The following is an 18,019-nucleotide window of genomic DNA, read 5'->3' on the forward strand; positions in this document are numbered from 1 at the left end:
CCCACCGCCCCGTGCCGCCGCGCAGGCCAAGACCAAGGTGGCCGCGATCTACACCGTGCCCTTCGAGCAGCAGTGGGTCAGCCGCATCCACAAGGCGTTGAAGGCCGCCGAGGCGCGTGGCGAGATCGAGTACAAGGCCAGCGAGAACGTGGCCAATGCCGACTACGAGCGCGTGATGCGCGAGTACGCCAACGGCGGCAACCAGCTGATCGTCGGCGAGGTGTTCGGCGTGGAGGCCGCCGCGCGCAAGGTGGCCAAGGACTTCCCGAAGGTGTCGTTCCTGATGGGCTCGTCGGGCAAGCCGCAGGCGCCCAACTTCTCGGTCTTCGACAACTACATCCAGGACCCGGCCTACCTCACCGGCATGATCGCCGGCGGCATGACCAAGAGCAACAAGATCGGCATGGTCGGGGGCTTCCCGATCCCCGAGGTCAACCGCCTGATGAACGCCTTCATGGCCGGCGCGAAGGAGGTGAACCCGAAGGTCGAGTTCACGGTGAGCTTCATCAACAGCTGGTTCGACCCCCCCAAGGCCAAGGAAGCCGCCTTCGCGATGATCGACAAGGGCGCCGACGTGATGTACGCCGAGCGCTTCGGCGTGAGCGACGCGGCCAAGGAGCGCAAGGTGCTGGCCATCGGCAACGTGATCGACACGCAGGACAAGTACCCCGACACGGTGGTGGCGTCGGCGCTGTGGCACATGGAGCCCAGCATCGACCGCGCGCTGAAGCTGGTGAAGGACGGCAAGTTCAGCGCCGAAGACTACGGCCCCTATTCGATGATGAAGCACAAGGGCGCCTCGCTGGCGCCGCTGGGCACCTTCGAGAAGAAGGTGCCGGCCGACCTGGTGGCCAAGGTGCAGGCCAAGGAGAAGGCCATCCTTGCCGGCAGCTTCACGGTGAAGGTGGACGACGCGCAACCCAAGACGGCCGGCAAGTAAGCGCGGCCGCGCCGGTGGCCGACACCGTCCTGCGCCTGCAGCACATCAGCAAGCGCTTCGGCGCGCTGGTGGCCAACGACGACATCTCGCTCGAGCTGGCTCGCGGCGAGGTGCTGGCGCTGCTGGGCGAGAACGGCGCAGGCAAGTCGACGCTGGTGTCGATCCTGTTCGGCCACTACGAGGCGGACGAGGGCCACATCGAGGCCTTCGGCCAGCCGCTGCCGCCGGGCCAGCCCAGGGCGGCGCTGGCCGCCGGCATCGGCATGGTGCACCAGCACTTCACCCTGGCCGACAACCTGAGCGTGCTCGACAACGTGATGCTGGGCGCCGAGCCGCTGTGGCGGCCCTGGTCGGCCCGCGCCGCGGCGCGCGATCGGCTGCTGGCGGCCGCCCGCCGCTTCGGCCTGACGGTGCAGCCCGACGCGCGCGTGGGCAGCCTGTCGGTGGGCGAACGGCAGCGGGTGGAGATTTTGAAGGCGCTGGTGCGCGGCGCGCGCATCCTGATCCTCGACGAGCCCACGGCCGTGCTCACGCCGCAGGAAAGCGAAGCCCTGTTCGACACGCTGGGGCAGATGGTGGCCGAGGGCCTGTCGATCATCTTCATCAGCCACAAGCTGGGCGAGGTGCTGCGCGTGTCGCACCGCATCGCCGTGCTGCGCGCGGGCAGGCTGGTGGCGCAGGCCGCGGCCGGCGAGGTGACGCAGGCCCAACTGGCGCTGTGGATGGTGGGCCATGCGATCGAGCTGCCCGCGCGGCCACCGGCGGCTGAGGTGGGCGATGCGGTGTGCGTGCTCGACGGCGTGAGCACCGCGCCGATCGGCCGCGACCGGCTCGACCGCGTGTCGCTGCAGCTGCGTGCCGGCGAGATCGTCGCCATTGCCGGGGTGTCGGGCAACGGCCAGGTGGCGCTGGCCGAACTGCTGTGCGGCATGCGCGCGGCGACCGACGGGCAGGTGAGCTTCCTCGCCGCGCCGCTGTCGCGCGAGCCGGCGGTGCTGGTGGGCCAGGGGCTGGCGCGCATCCCCGAAGACCGCCACGCGGTCGGCGTGGTGGGCGACCTGCCGGTGTGGGAGAACGCGGTCAGCGAGCGGCTGCGCACGCCGGCCTTCTCGCGCCGCCTGGGCGGGCTGCGCTGGGTGCGGCGCGCGGCGGCGATGGCCCATGCGCAGCGCATCGTGGCCGACTTCGACGTGCGCGGCGCCGGGCCGATGGCACCGGCGCGGGCGCTGTCGGGCGGCAACATGCAGAAGCTGATCCTCGGCCGCGCGCTGCGTTCGCCCGACGGCACGCCTCCGCGGCTGATCGTCGCCCACCAGCCCACCTGGGGCCTGGACGTGGGCGCGGTGGCCTATGTGCAGCAGCAACTGATCGCCGCCCGCGATGCCGGCGCCGCGGTGCTGGTGATCTCGGACGACCTGGACGAGGTGATGACGCTGGGCGACCGCGTGGCGGTGATGCACGCCGGCCAGCTGACGCCCGCGCGGCCGGGCGGGCAGTGGACGCGCGAGACGCTGGGGCTGGCGATGGCCGGCGTGCACCCCGACCACGGCGCGGTGGCCGCATGAGACTCGAGAAGCGCACGCAGCCGTCGCCGATCAGCCTGGTGCTGGCGCCGCTGGGTGCGGTGCTCTTCACTTTGCTTGTCAGCGCGCTGCTGGTGCTGTGGGCGGGCGCGCCGGTGGGCCGCACCTATGCGGCGATGGTGCAGGGCGGCTTCGGCTCGGTCTTTGCGCTGAGCGAGACGTTCACCCGCGCCATCCCGCTGATCTTCACCGGCCTGGCGGCCACGGTGGCGTTCAAGGCGCGCCTCTTCAACATCGGCGCCGAGGGCCAGCTTTACGGCGGCGCGATGGCGGCGGTGGCGGTGGGCGGGCTGCTCGGCGAGAGCGGCCCGTTCTCGTCGACCGCGCTGGTCTTCGTGCTGATGCTGGCGGCCGCGGCGCTGGCAGGCGCGCTGCTGCTGCTGGGCCCCGCGTTGATGAAATCGCGCCTGGGCGTGGACGAGGTGGTGACCACGCTGCTGATGAACTTCATCGTGCTGCTGGGCGTGTCGGCGCTGCTGGACGGCCCGATGAAGGACCCCGCCGCGATGGGCTGGCCGCAGAGCGTGGCGCTGCCGGGCGAGCTGGAGCTGTCTCGGCCGCTGCAGGGCACGCGGCTGCACACAGGCCTGTTCATGGCGGTGGCGCTGGCGGTGTCGCTGTGGGCGGTGTTCCGCCACGCGGTGCTGGGCTTCGACATCCGCGCCACCGGTGCCAACGCGCGCGCCGCGGCCTTCGCCGGCGTGCCGGCGCTGCGCACCACGGTGCTGGTGGCGATGCTGTCGGGCGCGCTGGCCGGGCTGGCGGGCGCGGTGGAGGTGGCCGGCCGCACCGGCTACGTCACGATGGACATGTCGCCGGGCTACGGCTACTCGGGCATCGTCATCGCGATGCTGGCGGGGCTGCACCCGCTGGGCGTGCTGGCGGCCAGCGTGTTCGTGGCCGGCGTGCTGGTGGGCGCCGACAGCATGAGCCGCGTGGTCGGCGTGCCCACCTACATTGCCGACGTGATCGTCGCTACCTCGCTGATCGCGGTGCTGGTGGCCACGCTGGCCACGCAGTACCGGCTGCGCTGGCGGGCCCGATGAGCGAGATCGTCGACATCGTCGGCCAGTGGTCCTTCTGGGTGGCTGTGCTGCGCATCGCCACGCCGCTGATCCTGGGCACGCTGGGCGTGCTGCTGTGCGAGCGCGCCGGGGTGCTGAACCTGGGCATCGAGGGCATCATGGTGGCCGGCGCCTTTGCCGGCTGGCTGGCGGTGTACGCCGGCGCGGGGCTGTGGACCGGCGTGGCCGTGGCCGCGCTCACCGGCGCGGCCTTCGGGCTGCTGCACGCGGGGCTCACGGTGGGGCTGGCGCTGTCGCAGCACGTGTCGGGGCTGGGCATCACGATGCTGGCCACGGCGCTCAGCTACTACGGCTACCGCGTCGGCTTTCCGAAGGTGAGTACGCCGCCGACGATCACGCCCTTTGCCGAGATGAGCGGCCTGGGCATCCCCGTGCTATCGGGCCAGACGCCGCTCACACTCTTGGCGCTGGCCCTGGTGCCGCTGCTGGCCTGGGGCCTGGCGCGCACGCCGGCCGGCCTGGCGGTGCGCATGGTGGGCGAGAACCCGCAGGCCGCCGAAGGGCAGGGCGTGTCGGTGGCGGCCACCCGCACGGCGGCCATCGTTGCCGGCTCGGCGCTCATGGGCGTGGCCGGCTCCTTCCTCACGCTGGCCGCCTTCAATGCCTTCTTCTTCAACATGGTCAATGGCCGCGGCTGGGTGTGCGTGGCGCTGGTGGTGTTCGCCTCGTGGCGGCCGGGCAAGGCGCTGCTGGGCGCGCTGCTGTTCGCGGTGTTCGACGCGCTGCAGCTGCGGCTGCAGCAGTCGGCCACCGCCGCCTTGCCCTACCAGCTGTACCTGATGCTGCCCTACCTGCTGTCGATCGCCGCGCTGGTGATCGTGGCGCGCAAGGCAGCCTACCCGCAATCGCTGATGAAACCCTACCGCAAAGGAGAGCGCTGATGCTCGATCTGCTGGTCACCAACGCCACGCTGCCCGATGGCCGGCGCGGCATGTCGGTGGCGGTGCGCGGCGGCCGCATAGTCGAAGTGAGACCGGGGTTGTCGGCGCCGGCGCACGACACGGTCGATGCGCAGGGCCTGCTGCTCAGCCCGCCTTTCGTCGATGCGCACTTCCACATGGACGCCACGCTGAGCTATGGCCTGCCGCGCGTCAACCAGAGCGGCACGCTGCTCGAAGGCATCGCGCTGTGGGGCGAGCTGAAGCCCCAGCTGACGCAGGAGGCGCTGGTCGAGCGCGCGCTGGCCTACTGCGACTGGGCGGTGGCCAAGGGCCTGCTGGCGATCCGCTCGCACGTGGACGTCTGCGACGACCGGTTGCTGGCGGTGGAGGCGCTGCTGGAGGTGAAGCGCCGCGTCGCGCCTTACCTCGACCTGCAGCTGGTGGCCTTTCCGCAGGACGGCGTGCTGCGCGCGCCCACGGCGATGGCCAACCTGGAACGCGCGCTGGCGATGGGCGTGGACGTGGTCGGCGGCATCCCGCACTTCGAGCGCACCATGGCCCACGGCGCCGAGAGCGTGCGTCTGCTGTGCGAGCTGGCCGCGCGCCAGGGCAAGCTGGTCGACATGCACTGCGACGAATCCGACGACCCGCTGTCGCGGCACGTCGAGGCGCTGGCCTTCGAGACGCAGCGGCTGGGGCTGCACGGGCGGGTGACGGGCTCGCACCTCACATCGATGCACTCGATGGACAACTATTACGTCAGCAAGCTGCTGGCACTGATGGCCGAGGCGCGGCTGTCGGTGGTGGCCAACCCGCTGATCAACATCACGCTGCAGGGCCGGCACGACAGCTACCCCAGGCGGCGCGGCATGACCCGCGTGCCCGAGCTGGCCGCCGCCGGCCTGGACGTGGCCTTCGGCCACGACTGCGTGATGGACCCCTGGTACAGCCTGGGCTCGGGCGACATGCTCGAAGTGGCGCAGATGGGCCTGCACGTGGCGCAGATGACCTCGCAGGCGGCGATGCGCCAGTGCTTCGACGCGGTGACCAGCGTGCCCGCACGCATCCTGCACCTGCCCGGCTACGGCCTGGCCGAGGGCTGCCATGCCGATTTCGTGTGGCTGCAGGCCCGCGACCCGATCGAGGCCATCCGCCTGCGCGCCACGCGGCTGGGCGTGTGGCGGCGGGGCCGCCGCATCGCCCACACCGCACCCGCCACCGCGCACCTGGCGCTGGAGCACCGGCCGGCGTTCACCTCGTTCATGCCCGCGGCGGCCGGCCCGCAAGCCGGTCAAACCCCAGCCTAATGCCGCAGGGGTGCGCGGCGAGAATCCATCGATGGTCCCGACCGCCGAAAGTCCTGTGTCCGCGCACGCTGCCGCACCGGCGGCGCGGCCACCGGCCGTGCGCATGCAGGGCATCTGCAAGCGCTTCGGCGCGGTGCGCGCCAACGACGACGTGACGCTCGAGGTGGCCGCCGGCAGCGTGCACGGCCTGGTCGGCGAGAACGGCGCCGGCAAGAGCACGCTGATGTCGATCCTGTACGGCTTCTATGCCGCCGACGAGGGCCGCATCGAAGTGTTTGGCCACGCGGCCACCATCCGCCGATCGCACGAGGCCATCGCGCTGGGCATCGGCATGGTCCACCAGCATTTCATGCTGGTGCACAACCTGAGCGCCCTCGACAACGTGATGCTGGGCGCCGAGCCGAACTGGCTGCTGCGGCGCGCCGAAGCCGTGGTGCGAAAGGGCCTGACCGAGCTGATGGCCGCCACCGGCCTGCACGTGAACCTGGACGCCCTGGTCGAGGACCTGGGCGTGGGCGACTGCCAGCGGCTCGAGATCCTGAAGGCCTTGTACCGCGGCGCCAAGGTGCTGATCCTCGACGAGCCCACCGCGGTGCTCACGCCGCAGGAGACCGAGCAGCTGTTCCAGGTGCTGGACACCCTGCGCGCGCGCGGCACCACCATCGTCATCATCACCCACAAGCTGAAGGAGGTGATGCGCGTGTGCGATCGCGTCACCGTGATGCGCGCCGGCCGCGTGGTGCACGAGTGCGACATCGGCGACACCAGCCTCGAAGGCCTGGCCCAGGCCATGGTCGGGCGCAAGGTGCAGCTGGGACGCGGGGACGACGGCCCGGTGTACGCCGCCGGCGCCGCGCTGCTGGAGGCCGAGGGCCTGCGCGTGGTCGATGCCTTCGGCGTCACCCGCCTGCACGGGCTGGACCTGCGCCTGCACGCCGGCGAGATCGTCGGCGTGGCCGGCGTGTCGGGCAATGGCCAGAGCGAGCTGCTCGAGGTGCTGTCCGGTCTGCGCGTGCCGCAGCAGGGCACGCTGCGGCTGGGCGCCACCACCTTCGAGCCCGGCCGCTGGCTCGACCCGCACCGCGCCCGCACACTGCAGCTCGCCCATGTGCCCGAAGACCGCCATGCCCGCGCCATCGTGCTCGACTTCCCGGCCTGGGAATCGGCCGTGCTGGGCTACGAAGACCTGGCCTGCTACAGCAGCCGAGGCCTGATGCGCCACGGCGCCATGCGCAGCACCACGGCCGACTGGATGGAACGCTACGACGTGCGCCCGCGCGATACCGAACTGGGCAGCGGCAAGTTCTCCGGCGGCAACCAGCAGAAGCTGGTGCTGGCGCGCGAACTGGGGCGCGCGCCCAAGGTGCTGCTGGTCGGCCAGCCGACGCGCGGCGTCGACATCGGCGCCATCGAGTTCATCCACGGCCGCCTGCGCGCGCTGCGCGAGGACGGCTGCGCGGTGCTGCTGGTGTCGAGCGAGCTCGACGAGATCCTGGCGCTGGCCGACCGCGTGATCGTGATGAACCAGGGCCGCATCACCGGCGAACTGCCGATCGGCCAGTGCGACGAGACGCGGCTGGGGTTGCTGATGACCGCGACCGAGGCGGTGGCATGAGCGCGTCGCCCGGCCGCCCGAAGACGTGCTCGCTCCCGCCTGGCGGGACGGGCCGCAGGCCCAAGGGTGCCCGATGAACCACGTGAGTCTGCCCCGCTGGGCCGATCTGCTGCTGCTGCCGGCGCTGAACCTGCTGGCCGCGCTGCTGGCCGCCGCGGTGGTGGTGGCGGCCGTCGGCCAGAGCCCGGTGGAGGTGCTGCAGGTGCTGGTGAAGGGCGCCTTTGGCAGCCCTCGCGGCCTGAGCTACACGCTGGCCTACGCCACCACCTTTGTGTTCACCGGGCTGGCGGTGGCGGTGGCCTTCCATGGCGGCCTGTTCAACATCGGCGGCGAGGGCCAGGCGCTGATGGGCGGCCTGGGCACCGGCCTGGTGGCGCTGTGGCTGGCGCCGCACCTGCCGGCCATCGCGGTGCTGCCGCTGATGCTGCTGGGCGGCGTGCTGTTCGGCATGGCCTGGGCGCTGGTGCCCGGCTACCTGCAGGCCTGGCGCGGCAGCCACGTGGTCATCAACACCATCATGTTCAACTTCCTGGCCAGCGCGCTGGTGGCCTACCTGCTGGTCGGCCGGCTCAAGGCGCCCGGCGGCATGGCGGTGGAATCGGCCACCTTCGCCCCGTCGGCCAAGCTGCCGGGCCTGCACGAGGCGCTGGGCTGGCTGGGCATCGCCTGGCCGTCCACGCCGCTGAACCTCAGCGTGTTCCTGGCGCTGGCCGCCGCCGTCGGCGTGTGGGTGTTCCTGTGGCGCAGCCGCGCCGGCTACCGGCTGCGGGCCACCGGCTCCAGCGCGTCGGCCGCGGCCTATGCCGGCATCGAGCCGAGGCGCCAGGTGCTGGTGGCCATGGGCCTGTCGGGCGGGCTGGCCGGGCTGGTGGGCATGAACGAGATCGCCGGCATCAACGGCCGCATCCTGCTGGATTTCGTTGCCGGCGCCGGCTTCACCGGCATCGCGGTGTCGCTGATGGGCCGCAACCACCCGGTGGGCATCGTGCTGGCCAGCGTGCTGTTCGGCGCGCTGTTCCAGGGCGGCGCCGAAGTGGCCTTCGAAGTGAGCGGCTTCACCCGCGACATGGTGGTCATGCTGCAGGGCTTCATCGTGCTGTTCTCGGGCGCGATGGCCTATGTGCTGGCGCCGCTGCTGGCCAGGGTGCTGGGGCTGTTCGCCACGGGCGGTCCGGCCCGCGGCGCCGCGCCCCGGGCCGGGGAGGGCGCGCATGGATGACGTCTTCATCGGCGCCGTGCTGGCGTCCACGCTGCGCGTGGCCACGCCGCTGATCCTGTGCGCGCTGGCCGGACTGCTGGCCGAGCGCTCGGGCGTCATCGACATCGGCCTCGAAGGCAAGATGCTGTGCGCCGCCTGTGCCGCCGCCAGCGCCGGCGTGGCCACCGGCTCGCTGACGCTGGCGCTGGTGGCCGCGCTGGGCGTGGCGGTGGCGCTGTCGTGGCTGCACGGGGTGGCGTGCGTCAGCCACCGCGGCGACCAGGTGGTGTCGGGCGTGGCCATCAACATCATCGCCGCGGGCCTGACCGTGGTGCTGGCCACCGCCTGGTTTCGGCAGGGCGGGCAATCGCCCCCAGTGGGCGACGCGGTGCGGCTGACCGGCTGGTCGCCGATCGCCTCCGACACCCTCGCTGCGCTGCCCATCGTCGGCACCGTGTTCGGCGCGGCGCTGCTGGGCCACAACGTGATGGTCTACCTGGCGCTGGCGCTGGTGCCCACGGTGTGGTGGCTGCTGTACCGCACGCGCTTCGGCCTGCGCCTGCGGGCGGTGGGCGAGAACCCGGCCATGGTCGATTCGGCCGGCGTGTCGGTCACCCGCCTGCGCTATGCGGCGCTGGGCCTGAACGGGCTGCTGTGCGGCCTGGCCGGCGCCTACCTGGTGCTGGGCCAGAACGCCGCCTTCGTGCCGCACATGACCGCCGGCCGCGGCTTCATGGCCCTGGCCGCGATGATCTTCGGCAAGTGGCACCCGGTGGGCGCCTTCTGGGCCTGCCTGCTGTTCGGGTTCCTCGACGCCGTGTCGATCCGGCTGCAGGGTGCCAAGTTGCCCGGCCTCGGCGAGGTGCCAGTGCAGTTGATCCAGGCGCTGCCCTACCTGATGACGGTGATCCTGCTGGCCGGGTTCATCGGCAAGGCCACGGCACCGCGGGCGTTGGGCAGGGCCTATCTGAAAGAACGGTAGGCACTTGTGGATGGCAAGCGCTGACGGCAAAGTCCGCAGTCGGTCGGTGCTGCCTTTGCGGAACGGGTCGACCTGCAGGAATGCGCCGTCCGCATGAAGCCCCAACCGCCGCTCAGTCTGCCCGCTCGAATTTCGGTGGCGGCACTCGTCTTGCTCGGACTGCTGGGCGGTTCGCTGATCGTGGCGTACTCCGGATTCGAGACGTCGCCCCGTCGCGGCGGTACTTCGACATTCGTTCCCGCGCCCGAGGCCTACATCCTTGCGGCGGCCATGTACCTCATGTCCTGCCTCGCCCTGCTGGCCTTGCTGCGTGACCGCAAGGTGTCGAAGCCGTCCACGGTCGCCGCCTTTTGTGCCTGGTCGGCCGTCGCCGCCACCTTGGTCGCGGCACTGGCCCCGACCTGAGGTCGCCCAGTCGAACCGATGCGGTGGCGGTCACGCTGGCACGGCGTCGCCTTGACTGCCGCTGTTTGGTACGCTGTGTGACCGGCCCTCTGCAGACCCCATGCTCGACGACCCCACACGCCAATCCCTGATCGACGCCGCCATCGCCGTGCGTGCGCACGCCCACGCGCCGTATTCGCACTTCCACGTCGGCGCCGCGGTGCTGGACGAGCAGGGCCGCATCCACGCCGGCTGCAACGTCGAGAACGCGGCCTACCCGGTGTCGCAGTGTGCCGAGGCCACGGCGCTGGGCGTGATGGTGGCGGCCGGCGGTCGGCGGGCCAGGGCGCTGGTCGTCGTCGGGCACGCGTCGGGCGGGGCCTGGGTCACGCCCTGCGGCGGCTGCCGACAGCGCCTGCGCGAGTTCGCCGACCCCGACACACCCGTGCTGATCGTCGGTGCGCAGGGCCTGCAGGCCACGCTGACACTCGATGAACTGCTGCCGCACAGCTTCGGCCCCGATCACCTGAGTTCCACATGACCACCACCGACAAGTCTGCCGCCCTCGACGCCTGCATCGCCCACCTGTGCACGCGCGTCGGCGATGAACCGCCCCGCGTCGCCGTGCTGCTGGGCTCCGGCTGGGGCGCGCTGGCCGGCCTGGTCCAGCAGCCGCGGCGCATCGCCTACGCCGACCTGCCGGGCTTCCCGGCCGCGGGCGTCGGCGGGCACGCCGGCGAACTGGTGCTGGGGCGCCTGGGCGCGCAGCCGGTGGCGGTGCTGGCCGGCCGCGTGCACACCTACGAGAACGACCGCGCCGACAACATGGCGCTGCCGATACGCGCACTTGGCGCGTTGGGTTGCCAGGTGCTGGTGCAGACCAATGCCGCCGGCAGCCTGGACGCGACGATGCCGCCCGGCAGCCTGATGCTGCTGGCCGACCACATCAACCTGCCGCAGCGCTCGCCGCTGGTCGGCTGGCCCGATGCCGACCGCTTCGTGGCGATGACCGATGCCTACGACCCCGCGCTGCGCCGCCATGCGCAGGCGGTGGCCGCGGGCCTGGGCCGCCCGCTGCCCGAGGGCGTGTACCTGTGGTGCCTGGGCCCGCAGTTCGAGACGCCGGCCGAGATCCGCATGGCCGCGCTGATGGGCGCGCAGGCCGTGGGCATGAGCACGGTGCCCGAGACCATCGTCGCGCGCCATGCCGGCCTGCGGGTGCTGGCGATGTCGCTGATGACCAACATGGCCGCCGGCCTGAGCACCGAGACGCTGAGCCACGCGCACACGCTGAGCCAGGCCCAGTCGGCCGGCGACGGCCCGGCGCGGCTGCTGGCCGAGGTCATCGGCACCTTGTCGCTGTGAGCCGGTGATGCTCGCCCAGGAGGTGATCCGTCGCAAGCGCGATGGCGCGGCGCTCGAGCCCGCCGAGATCGGCGCGTTCGTCGACGGCCTGACCACCGGCGCCTGGAGCGAAGGCCAGGTGGCCGCGCTGGCCATGGCCATCGTGTGGCGCGGCATGACGGCGGCCGAAACCGTGTCGCTGACGCAGGCCATGGTGCGCTCGGGCCAGGTGCTGCACTGGGACGCGCAGGCGCTGGGCGGCCCGGTGCTGGACAAGCACTCCACCGGCGGCGTCGGCGACAAGGTGAGCCTGATGCTGGCGCCCATCGTCGCGGCCTGCGGTGGCTTCGTGCCGATGGTCTCGGGCCGCGGGCTGGGCCACACCGGTGGCACGCTGGACAAGCTGGCGTCGATTCCCGGTTACGACGTGGCGCCCAGCGTCGACCGCCTGCGGCAGGTGGTGGCGCAGGTGGGCTGCGCCATCATCGGCCAGACCGCCGACCTGGCGCCGGCCGACCGCCGCCTGTACGCGGTGCGCGACGTCACCGCCACGGTCGAATCGGTGCCGCTGATCACCGCGAGCATCCTGTCGAAGAAGCTGGCCGCCGGCCTGCACGGCCTGGTGATGGACGTGAAGCTGGGCAACGGGGCCTTTGCGGCCGAGCCGGCCTTCGCGCGCGCGCTGGCGCAGTCGATCGTCGACGTGGCGGGCGGCGCCGGCCTGCCCACGCGGGCGCTGGTCACCGACATGAACTCGGTGCTGGGCCGCCAGGTCGGCAACGCACTGGAAGTGCGTGAGGCGATCGAGTTCCTCACCGGCCGTGCGTCGCAGGCCCCGGCGCGCGAGCCCCGGCTGCTGGAGGCAACGCGCGAGCTGAGCGCCGAGCTGCTGTGCCTCGGCGGCCTGGCGGCCGATCTGGCGGCCGCGCGAGGACGCGTCGATCACGTGCTGGCCTCCGGCGTGGCGGCGGAGCAGTTCGCCCGCATGGTGCACGCGCTGGGCGGCCCGGCCGACCTGGTCGACCGACCCGGCGCGCACCTGTCCCTGGCGCCGGTGGTCCGCGCCGTGCCGGCCCCGCGCGACGGGTTCATCACTGCCATGGCCACGCGCGACATCGGCTTGGCGCTGATCGAACTCGGTGGCGGGCGGCGGCAGGCTGGCGATGCGATCGACCCCCGCGTGGGCTTCGCCGGGGTGCAGCCGGTGGGGGCCCCGGTGCAGGCCGGCGAGCCGCTGGCCTGGGTGCATGCCGCCAGCAACGCAAAGGCCGAAGCGGCCATCCGTTCGCTCCGCGACAGCCTCACCCTGGCAGACGGGCCACCGCCTGAGGCCCCGGTGGTGCTGTCGCGCATTCCCGGCGACTGACCGACGGCGCCAGGGGCCGAGGCGACGATGGGGTGTCGCGTCGATCGCTGACTACACTGCCAGCCATCACGACAAGGCCGACAGGCCAGGATGACCCGCATGACACGCTCGTTCCTGATCGCCGCGCTGTGCGTGGTGCTCGCCGCCTGCGGCGGCAGCGACACACCGCCCGAGCCACCCTCGCTCGAGGTGGTGGGCCGGCTCAGCGTGCCGGGCGGCCGCGTCCACGGCCTAGCCCTCTCAGGCCCGCTGGTGCATGTGGCTGCCGGCTTCGACGGCCTGCTGGTGGTGGACGTGGCGGACCTGAGCCTGCCGCGCATCGTCGGCGGCGTACCGCCGAAGGAGCCTTTTGCCACCGCGTCCGACAACGTGGTGGCCGTGGCCGTCGACGGGCGCCTGGCCGTGCTCGCGGTCGCGCCGGGATGCGTCGGCACCTGCCAGCTCAGCCTCGAGCTGCGGGTCTTCGACCTGTCGATCCCGACGTCGCCGAAGTTGCTGTCCACCTTGCCCGAGGGCACGCGCAGCATCGCGCTGTCGGGTCAGCGTTTGTATGCCGTGCGCGACGCCTTCGGCTTCGACGCCAATGGCAGCAGCAGCTTCGGCCGGCTCGACGTGATCGACCTGGCCGATCCGGCGCGTCCGCGGCTGCTGGGCGCCGTGGCGGTGGCGGCCAACGGGGCGATCGCGTTGCAGGGGCAGCGCCTGGCCATCGCCTTCAGCGGGTGCGCGCCTGCTGGGTCTGGCGCGCAGGTCGTCGACATCACCGATCCGCTGGCGCCCCGCGTGGTGGCCAGCCAGGGCTGCGGCATCAGCGTCTCCGGGGCGTCGACGGCGGCGCTGGGTGATGCCTCGCTGTATGTGGTGCATGGCGACCCGAGCCTCGACATCCATCGCCTGGCCGGCCCCGGTTTCGAGGCCACCCGGTGGTCGCTGGCCAACGCCGCCCAGGGCGTGGACCGGCTCGGCACCACGCTCTATGTCACGCAGCAGGCGCAGGGCGTGGCGGTGTTCGACCTGTCGCTGCCGCTGCCGCCGAATCCACCGCAGGCGGTGTTGACGCCGTCGCAATCGGTCGCCACTCGGTCACCGGCGCTGGCGGTGCGGGTGGCCGACGGCGTGGGCGTGGCCGTCACCGACGCCGCGGCCGCCGATGCGCTGGTGCCGCGGCAGGGGCTGGAGTTCTTCCGGCCGAAGTGACGCACCCCGGGGTCGGGCACACGGCTGCGCAGTGCCTTGCCTGGCCGGCCGTGACCGGCTCGGCGACCGCGATCGAACCTGAACGAGAGCGCCTGTGAACACGCAGGCCCAAGCACGCAGCGACAATCCGTCGTACAAACGCTGAACGTGGCGGCGACCGCATGGAGACAGGGATGAGCGACAGCCGGTGGGCGATGGGCCGGCGGCCTGGCCGAAGGGCGGCGGGCCGGCCAGAGCATTCGATGAAACTGCGGGGGCGCGATGGCCACTGACGGCCTGCGCCTGAACCCCGGCAGCGGGTTCGACCTCGCCCGCGTGCAGGCCGTGCGCGTCAACGCGCCGGCCGTGGCGCGTCGCACCGCGTCGCTCAACGCCTCGCGCTCGGTGAAGGGCGCCCACCAGGCCGCCTGGCTGGTCAAGGCCATCCAGTGCATCGACCTCACCACGCTGTCGGGCGACGACACGCCCGGTCGCGTGCAGCGCCTGTGTGCCAAGGCGCGCCGGCCGTTGCGCGCCGACCTGGTGGCCGCGCTGGGGCTGGCCGACCTGCCGGGCGGGCTGCGGGTGGGCGCGGTGTGCGTCTACCACGAGATGGTGGCGCCGGCCGTGCAGGCCCTGGCCGTCAGCGGCATCCCGGTGGCGGCGGTGTCCACGGGGTTTCCGGCCGGCCTGTCGCCGCTGGAGACGCGGCTGCGCGAGATCGAGTTGTCGGTGGCGGCCGGCGCCGCCGAGATCGACATCGTGATCAGCCGCCGCCAGGTGCTGCTGCAAGACTGGCGCGGCCTGTACGACGAGGTGCGCGCCATGCGCGCGGCCTGCGGCGCGGCGCACCTGAAGGCCATCCTGGCCACCGGTGAGCTGCAGACGCTGGAGAACGTCGCCCGCGCCTCGTGGGTGTGCATGATGGCCGGCGCCGACTTCATCAAGACCTCCACCGGCAAGGAGCCGGTGAACGCCACGCCCGAGGTGTCGCTGGTGATGGTGCGGGCGATCCGCGACTACCTCGACGAGACCGGCCACGTCGTCGGCTACAAGCCGGCCGGCGGCATCTCGTCGGCCAAGGCGGCCCTGCAGTACCTGGCGCTGATCCGCGAGGAACTGGGGACGCGCTGGCTCGACCCGGCGCTGTTCCGCTTCGGCGCGTCCAGCCTCCTCACCGACCTCGAGCGACAGCTCGAGCACCATGTCACCGGCGCCTACAGCGCGTCGTGGCGCCACGCCATGCCCTGAGCCCCATGCCCCCTTCGATCACCGACCTGCTGACCACCATGGACTACGGCCCCTCGCCCGAATCGGCCCAGCCGGCCCTCGACTGGCTGGCCGGCCATGGCCGGCGCTTCGGCCACTTCATCGGGGGCACCTGGGTGGCCGGGGCAGGGCACTTCGACAGCGTCAACCCGGCCGATGGCCAGGTGCTGGCGCAGGTGGCCCAGGCCGGCGCGGCGGAGGTGCAGGCCGCCGTGGCGGCGGCCGAGGCGGCGCAGGCCGGCTGGGCGGCGCTGGGCAGCCACGGCCGGGCGCGGCACCTGTATGCCCTGGCCCGGGCGCTGCAGCGCCACGCACGCCTGTTCGCGGTGCTCGAGACCCTGGACAACGGCAAGACCATCCGCGAGACCCGCGATGTGGACGTGCCGCTGGCCGCGCGCCACTTCTACCACCACGCGGGCTGGGCGCAACTGCTCGACCGCGAGTTCCCGCGGCACCGTGCGCTGGGCGTGGTGGGGCAGATCGTGCCGTGGAACTTTCCGCTGCTGATGCTGGCCTGGAAGATCGCGCCGGCGCTGGCCTGCGGCAACACCGTGGTGTTCAAGCCGGCCGAGCAGACCTCGCTCACCGCGTTGCGCTTTGCCGAGTTGTGCACCGAGGTCGGCCTGCCGCCGGGGGTGGTCAGCATCGTCACCGGCGACGGCGAGACCGGCCGCGCGATCGTCGACCATGCGCGCATCGCCAAGATCGCCTTCACCGGCTCCACCGAGGTGGGCCGTGCGATCCGCCGCGCCACCGCCGGCAGCGGCAAGCGCCTGAGCCTGGAACTGGGCGGCAAGTCGCCGTTCATCGTCTTTGCCGATGCCGACCTCGACGCGGCCTGCGAGGGCCTGGTCGACAGCATCTTCTTCAACCAGGGTCAGGTGTGCTGCGCCGGCTCGCGGCTGCTGGTGCAGGAGGGCGTGGCGCCGCGCCTGCTGGCCAAGCTGGAGCGGCGCATGGCGCAGATCCGCGTCGGCCACCCGCTGGACAAGTCCACCGACATGGGCCACCTGGTCGACCGCACGCAGTGGCAGCGCGTGGCCGGCTTCGTCGATCGGGCGCGCGAACAGGGGGCGCGCATCGTGCAGCCCGGGGCCGCGGTGCTGGCCGAGGCGTCGGCGGGCTGTGCCTACCCGCCGACGCTGGTGTGCGATGTGGACGGGTCGTTCGAGATCGTGCGCGACGAGGTGTTCGGCCCGGTGCTCACCGCACAGACCTTCCGCACCCCGGCCGAGGCCGTGGACCTGGCCAACAACACCGCCTACGGCCTGGCCGCCTGCGTCTGGAGCGAATCGATCGGCCTGGCGCTCGACGTGGCGCCCCGGCTGCAGGCCGGCGTGGTGTGGGTGAACGCGGCCAACCTGTTCGATGCGGCCTGCGGCTTCGGCGGTTATCGCGAATCGGGCTTCGGCCGCGAAGGCGGTCGCGAAGGCCTGCGCGAGTACCTGCGGGCGGTGGACGACGCGCCGGTGGTGCCGACGGCGTCGGGCCCGGCCCGGGCCGCAGGACCGGCCGGCCACACGATCGACCGCACCCCCAAGCTGTACATCGGCGGACAGCAGGCGCGGCCCGACGGCGGCGCGACGCGCGTGCTGCGGGACGATGGCGGCCAGCCGATCGGCAGCGTGCCGGTGGGCAACCGCAAGGACATCCGAAATGCCGTCGAGGCGGCGCGCGCGGCCCAGGGCTGGGCGCGCCAGACGGCCCATGGCCGCGCCCAGGTGCTGTACTACCTGGCCGAGAACCTCGATGCGCAGCGCGCCCGGCTGGTGCAGGTGCTGGGCCAGACGCTCGGCGAGGCGGCGGCCGATGCCGAGGTCGATCGCGCCATCGGCCACCTGTTCGATGCCGCGGCGTGGGCGGACAAGCACGATGGCGCCGTGCACCAGCCGCCCCTGCACGGCGTGGTGCTGGCGCTGCACGAGCCGATGGGCATCGTCGGCATCGTGGCGCCCGACGACGCACCGCTGTCGGGCCTGGTCGCGCTGGCAGCGCCGGCGATGGCCATGGGCAACCGCGTGGTGGTGGTGCCGTCGCGGGTGCACCCGCTGGTGTCGGCCGAACTGAGCGTGCTGGCCGACACGTCCGACCTGCCGGGCGGCGTGCTCAACCTGGTCACCGGGGATGCCGACGCGCTGGGCGACACGCTGGCCGCGCATGCCGAGGTGGCGGCGTTCTGGGCCCCCGGGGCGACGGCGGTCCAGGCGCAGCGTTTCGAGCAGTTGTCGGCCGGCAACCTGAAGCGCACCTGGGTCGGCGCCGGGTGGCCTGGCGCGCGAGAAATGCTGTATCTCGCGACGCAGGTCAAGAACGTCTGGGTGCCCTACGGCACATGATGCGGGTGTCGGTGTTCCCATGTCCGCTGCCGCCCGCCTCCGTCGCAGAGTGTCCGCATGAAGCTGCCCTCGTCCAGCGTATGGGCTGAGTTCGCCGGCCCCGACCTGTCGGCCGATGCGTCGCCGGTGACGGGCCGCTGCCCACCGCCCGGCGTGATCGACCGGGTGGCCGATGCCGAGACCTCGCACCTCACCGTCCAGCCGGACGAGGGCCAGTGGCAGCCCTTCGTGCCCGGCGTGGCGATCAAGGTGCTCGATGAGCGCGAGGAGGTGCTGAGCTACCTGCTGCGGCTGGCGCCCGGTGCCGCGCTGCCCATGCATGCGCACCGCATGGACGAAGAATGCCTGGTGCTCGCCGGCTCGCTGCGCATCGGCAGCGGCGTGGTGCTCGAGCAGGGTGCCTTCCACCTGGCGCGCCGAGGTTCGCTGCATGCCCGGATGACCAGCGACAGCGGCGCCACGCTGTACGTGCGCGGCGCCGTGCCCGAACTGATCGATCTCGTCGACCGAAGGTTCGGGGGTGGCGCACGGTGACGTGGGCTCGAAGCGAGGA

At 72.4% G+C, this 18,019-nt stretch carries 16 protein-coding genes; all 16 read left to right on the top strand.

What is annotated here, in order from left to right:
* A partial coding sequence (locus tag EOINJALH_RS12225) for a BMP family protein (RefSeq protein ID WP_144289992.1) occupies positions 1-940 on the top strand: 940 nt, incomplete at its 5' end.
* Between the two features lie 14 nt (positions 941-954).
* Positions 955-2,505 (top strand): ABC transporter ATP-binding protein, encoded by a 1,551-nt coding sequence (locus tag EOINJALH_RS12230; RefSeq protein ID WP_088280641.1) that lies wholly within the window; start codon positions 955-957, stop codon positions 2,503-2,505.
* Entirely contained in the window at positions 2,502-3,569 is a 1,068-nt protein-coding gene (locus tag EOINJALH_RS12235) for an ABC transporter permease (protein ID WP_088280642.1), read from the top strand. Before EOINJALH_RS12230 ends, EOINJALH_RS12235 begins: the two co-directional genes overlap by 4 nt.
* On the top strand, positions 3,566-4,489 hold the full coding sequence (locus EOINJALH_RS12240) for an ABC transporter permease (protein WP_088280643.1): 924 nt from the start codon (positions 3,566-3,568) through the stop codon (positions 4,487-4,489). The genes EOINJALH_RS12235 and EOINJALH_RS12240 overlap by 4 nt, the downstream gene beginning before the upstream one ends.
* Positions 4,489-5,796 (top strand): amidohydrolase family protein, encoded by a 1,308-nt coding sequence (locus tag EOINJALH_RS12245; RefSeq protein WP_088280644.1) that lies wholly within the window; start codon positions 4,489-4,491, stop codon positions 5,794-5,796. The genes EOINJALH_RS12240 and EOINJALH_RS12245 overlap by 1 nt, the downstream gene beginning before the upstream one ends.
* A 31-nt stretch (positions 5,797-5,827) precedes the next feature.
* The gene (locus EOINJALH_RS12250) at positions 5,828-7,411 is read left to right on the top strand and encodes an ABC transporter ATP-binding protein (protein ID WP_088280645.1); all 1,584 of its coding nucleotides are present in this window, start codon (positions 5,828-5,830) and stop codon (positions 7,409-7,411) included.
* Positions 7,412-7,484: 73 nt separating this feature from the next.
* Positions 7,485-8,630, top strand: coding sequence for an ABC transporter permease (locus EOINJALH_RS12255; RefSeq protein WP_088280646.1), 1,146 nt, complete (start codon positions 7,485-7,487; stop codon positions 8,628-8,630).
* The gene (locus tag EOINJALH_RS12260; protein ID WP_088280647.1) at positions 8,623-9,591 is read left to right on the top strand and encodes an ABC transporter permease; all 969 of its coding nucleotides are present in this window, start codon (positions 8,623-8,625) and stop codon (positions 9,589-9,591) included. Before EOINJALH_RS12255 ends, EOINJALH_RS12260 begins: the two co-directional genes overlap by 8 nt.
* A gap of 93 nt (positions 9,592-9,684) precedes the next feature.
* On the top strand, positions 9,685-9,996 hold the full coding sequence (locus tag EOINJALH_RS12265) for a hypothetical protein (RefSeq protein WP_088280648.1): 312 nt from the start codon (positions 9,685-9,687) through the stop codon (positions 9,994-9,996).
* A gap of 100 nt (positions 9,997-10,096) precedes the next feature.
* The gene (locus EOINJALH_RS12270) at positions 10,097-10,516 is read left to right on the top strand and encodes a cytidine deaminase (protein WP_088280649.1); all 420 of its coding nucleotides are present in this window, start codon (positions 10,097-10,099) and stop codon (positions 10,514-10,516) included.
* Entirely contained in the window at positions 10,513-11,340 is an 828-nt protein-coding gene (locus tag EOINJALH_RS12275; RefSeq protein ID WP_088280650.1) for a purine-nucleoside phosphorylase, read from the top strand. Before EOINJALH_RS12270 ends, EOINJALH_RS12275 begins: the two co-directional genes overlap by 4 nt.
* Positions 11,341-11,344: 4 nt before the next feature.
* Positions 11,345-12,685 carry a thymidine phosphorylase gene (gene deoA / locus EOINJALH_RS12280; RefSeq protein ID WP_199873347.1) on the top strand — a complete coding sequence of 447 codons (1,341 nt, stop codon included), beginning with the start codon at positions 11,345-11,347 and terminating at the stop codon, positions 12,683-12,685.
* A gap of 99 nt (positions 12,686-12,784) precedes the next feature.
* Positions 12,785-13,882 (top strand): LVIVD repeat-containing protein, encoded by a 1,098-nt coding sequence (locus tag EOINJALH_RS12285; protein WP_158219733.1) that lies wholly within the window; start codon positions 12,785-12,787, stop codon positions 13,880-13,882.
* Between the two features lie 261 nt (positions 13,883-14,143).
* The gene (gene deoC / locus EOINJALH_RS12290; RefSeq protein ID WP_088280653.1) at positions 14,144-15,112 is read left to right on the top strand and encodes a deoxyribose-phosphate aldolase; all 969 of its coding nucleotides are present in this window, start codon (positions 14,144-14,146) and stop codon (positions 15,110-15,112) included.
* A 5-nt stretch (positions 15,113-15,117) separates the two neighbouring features.
* Complete coding sequence (locus tag EOINJALH_RS12295; protein ID WP_234413812.1) at positions 15,118-17,466, top strand: aldehyde dehydrogenase family protein; 2,349 nt, start codon at positions 15,118-15,120, stop codon at positions 17,464-17,466.
* Positions 17,467-17,523: 57 nt separating this feature from the next.
* The gene (locus tag EOINJALH_RS12300) at positions 17,524-18,000 is read left to right on the top strand and encodes a cupin domain-containing protein (RefSeq protein WP_088280654.1); all 477 of its coding nucleotides are present in this window, start codon (positions 17,524-17,526) and stop codon (positions 17,998-18,000) included.
* The last annotated feature ends 19 nt before the right edge of the window (positions 18,001-18,019 follow it).

The organism is Ideonella sp. A 288 (assembly GCF_002198735.1).
GTDB lineage: Bacteria > Pseudomonadota > Gammaproteobacteria > Burkholderiales > Burkholderiaceae_C > Pseudaquabacterium.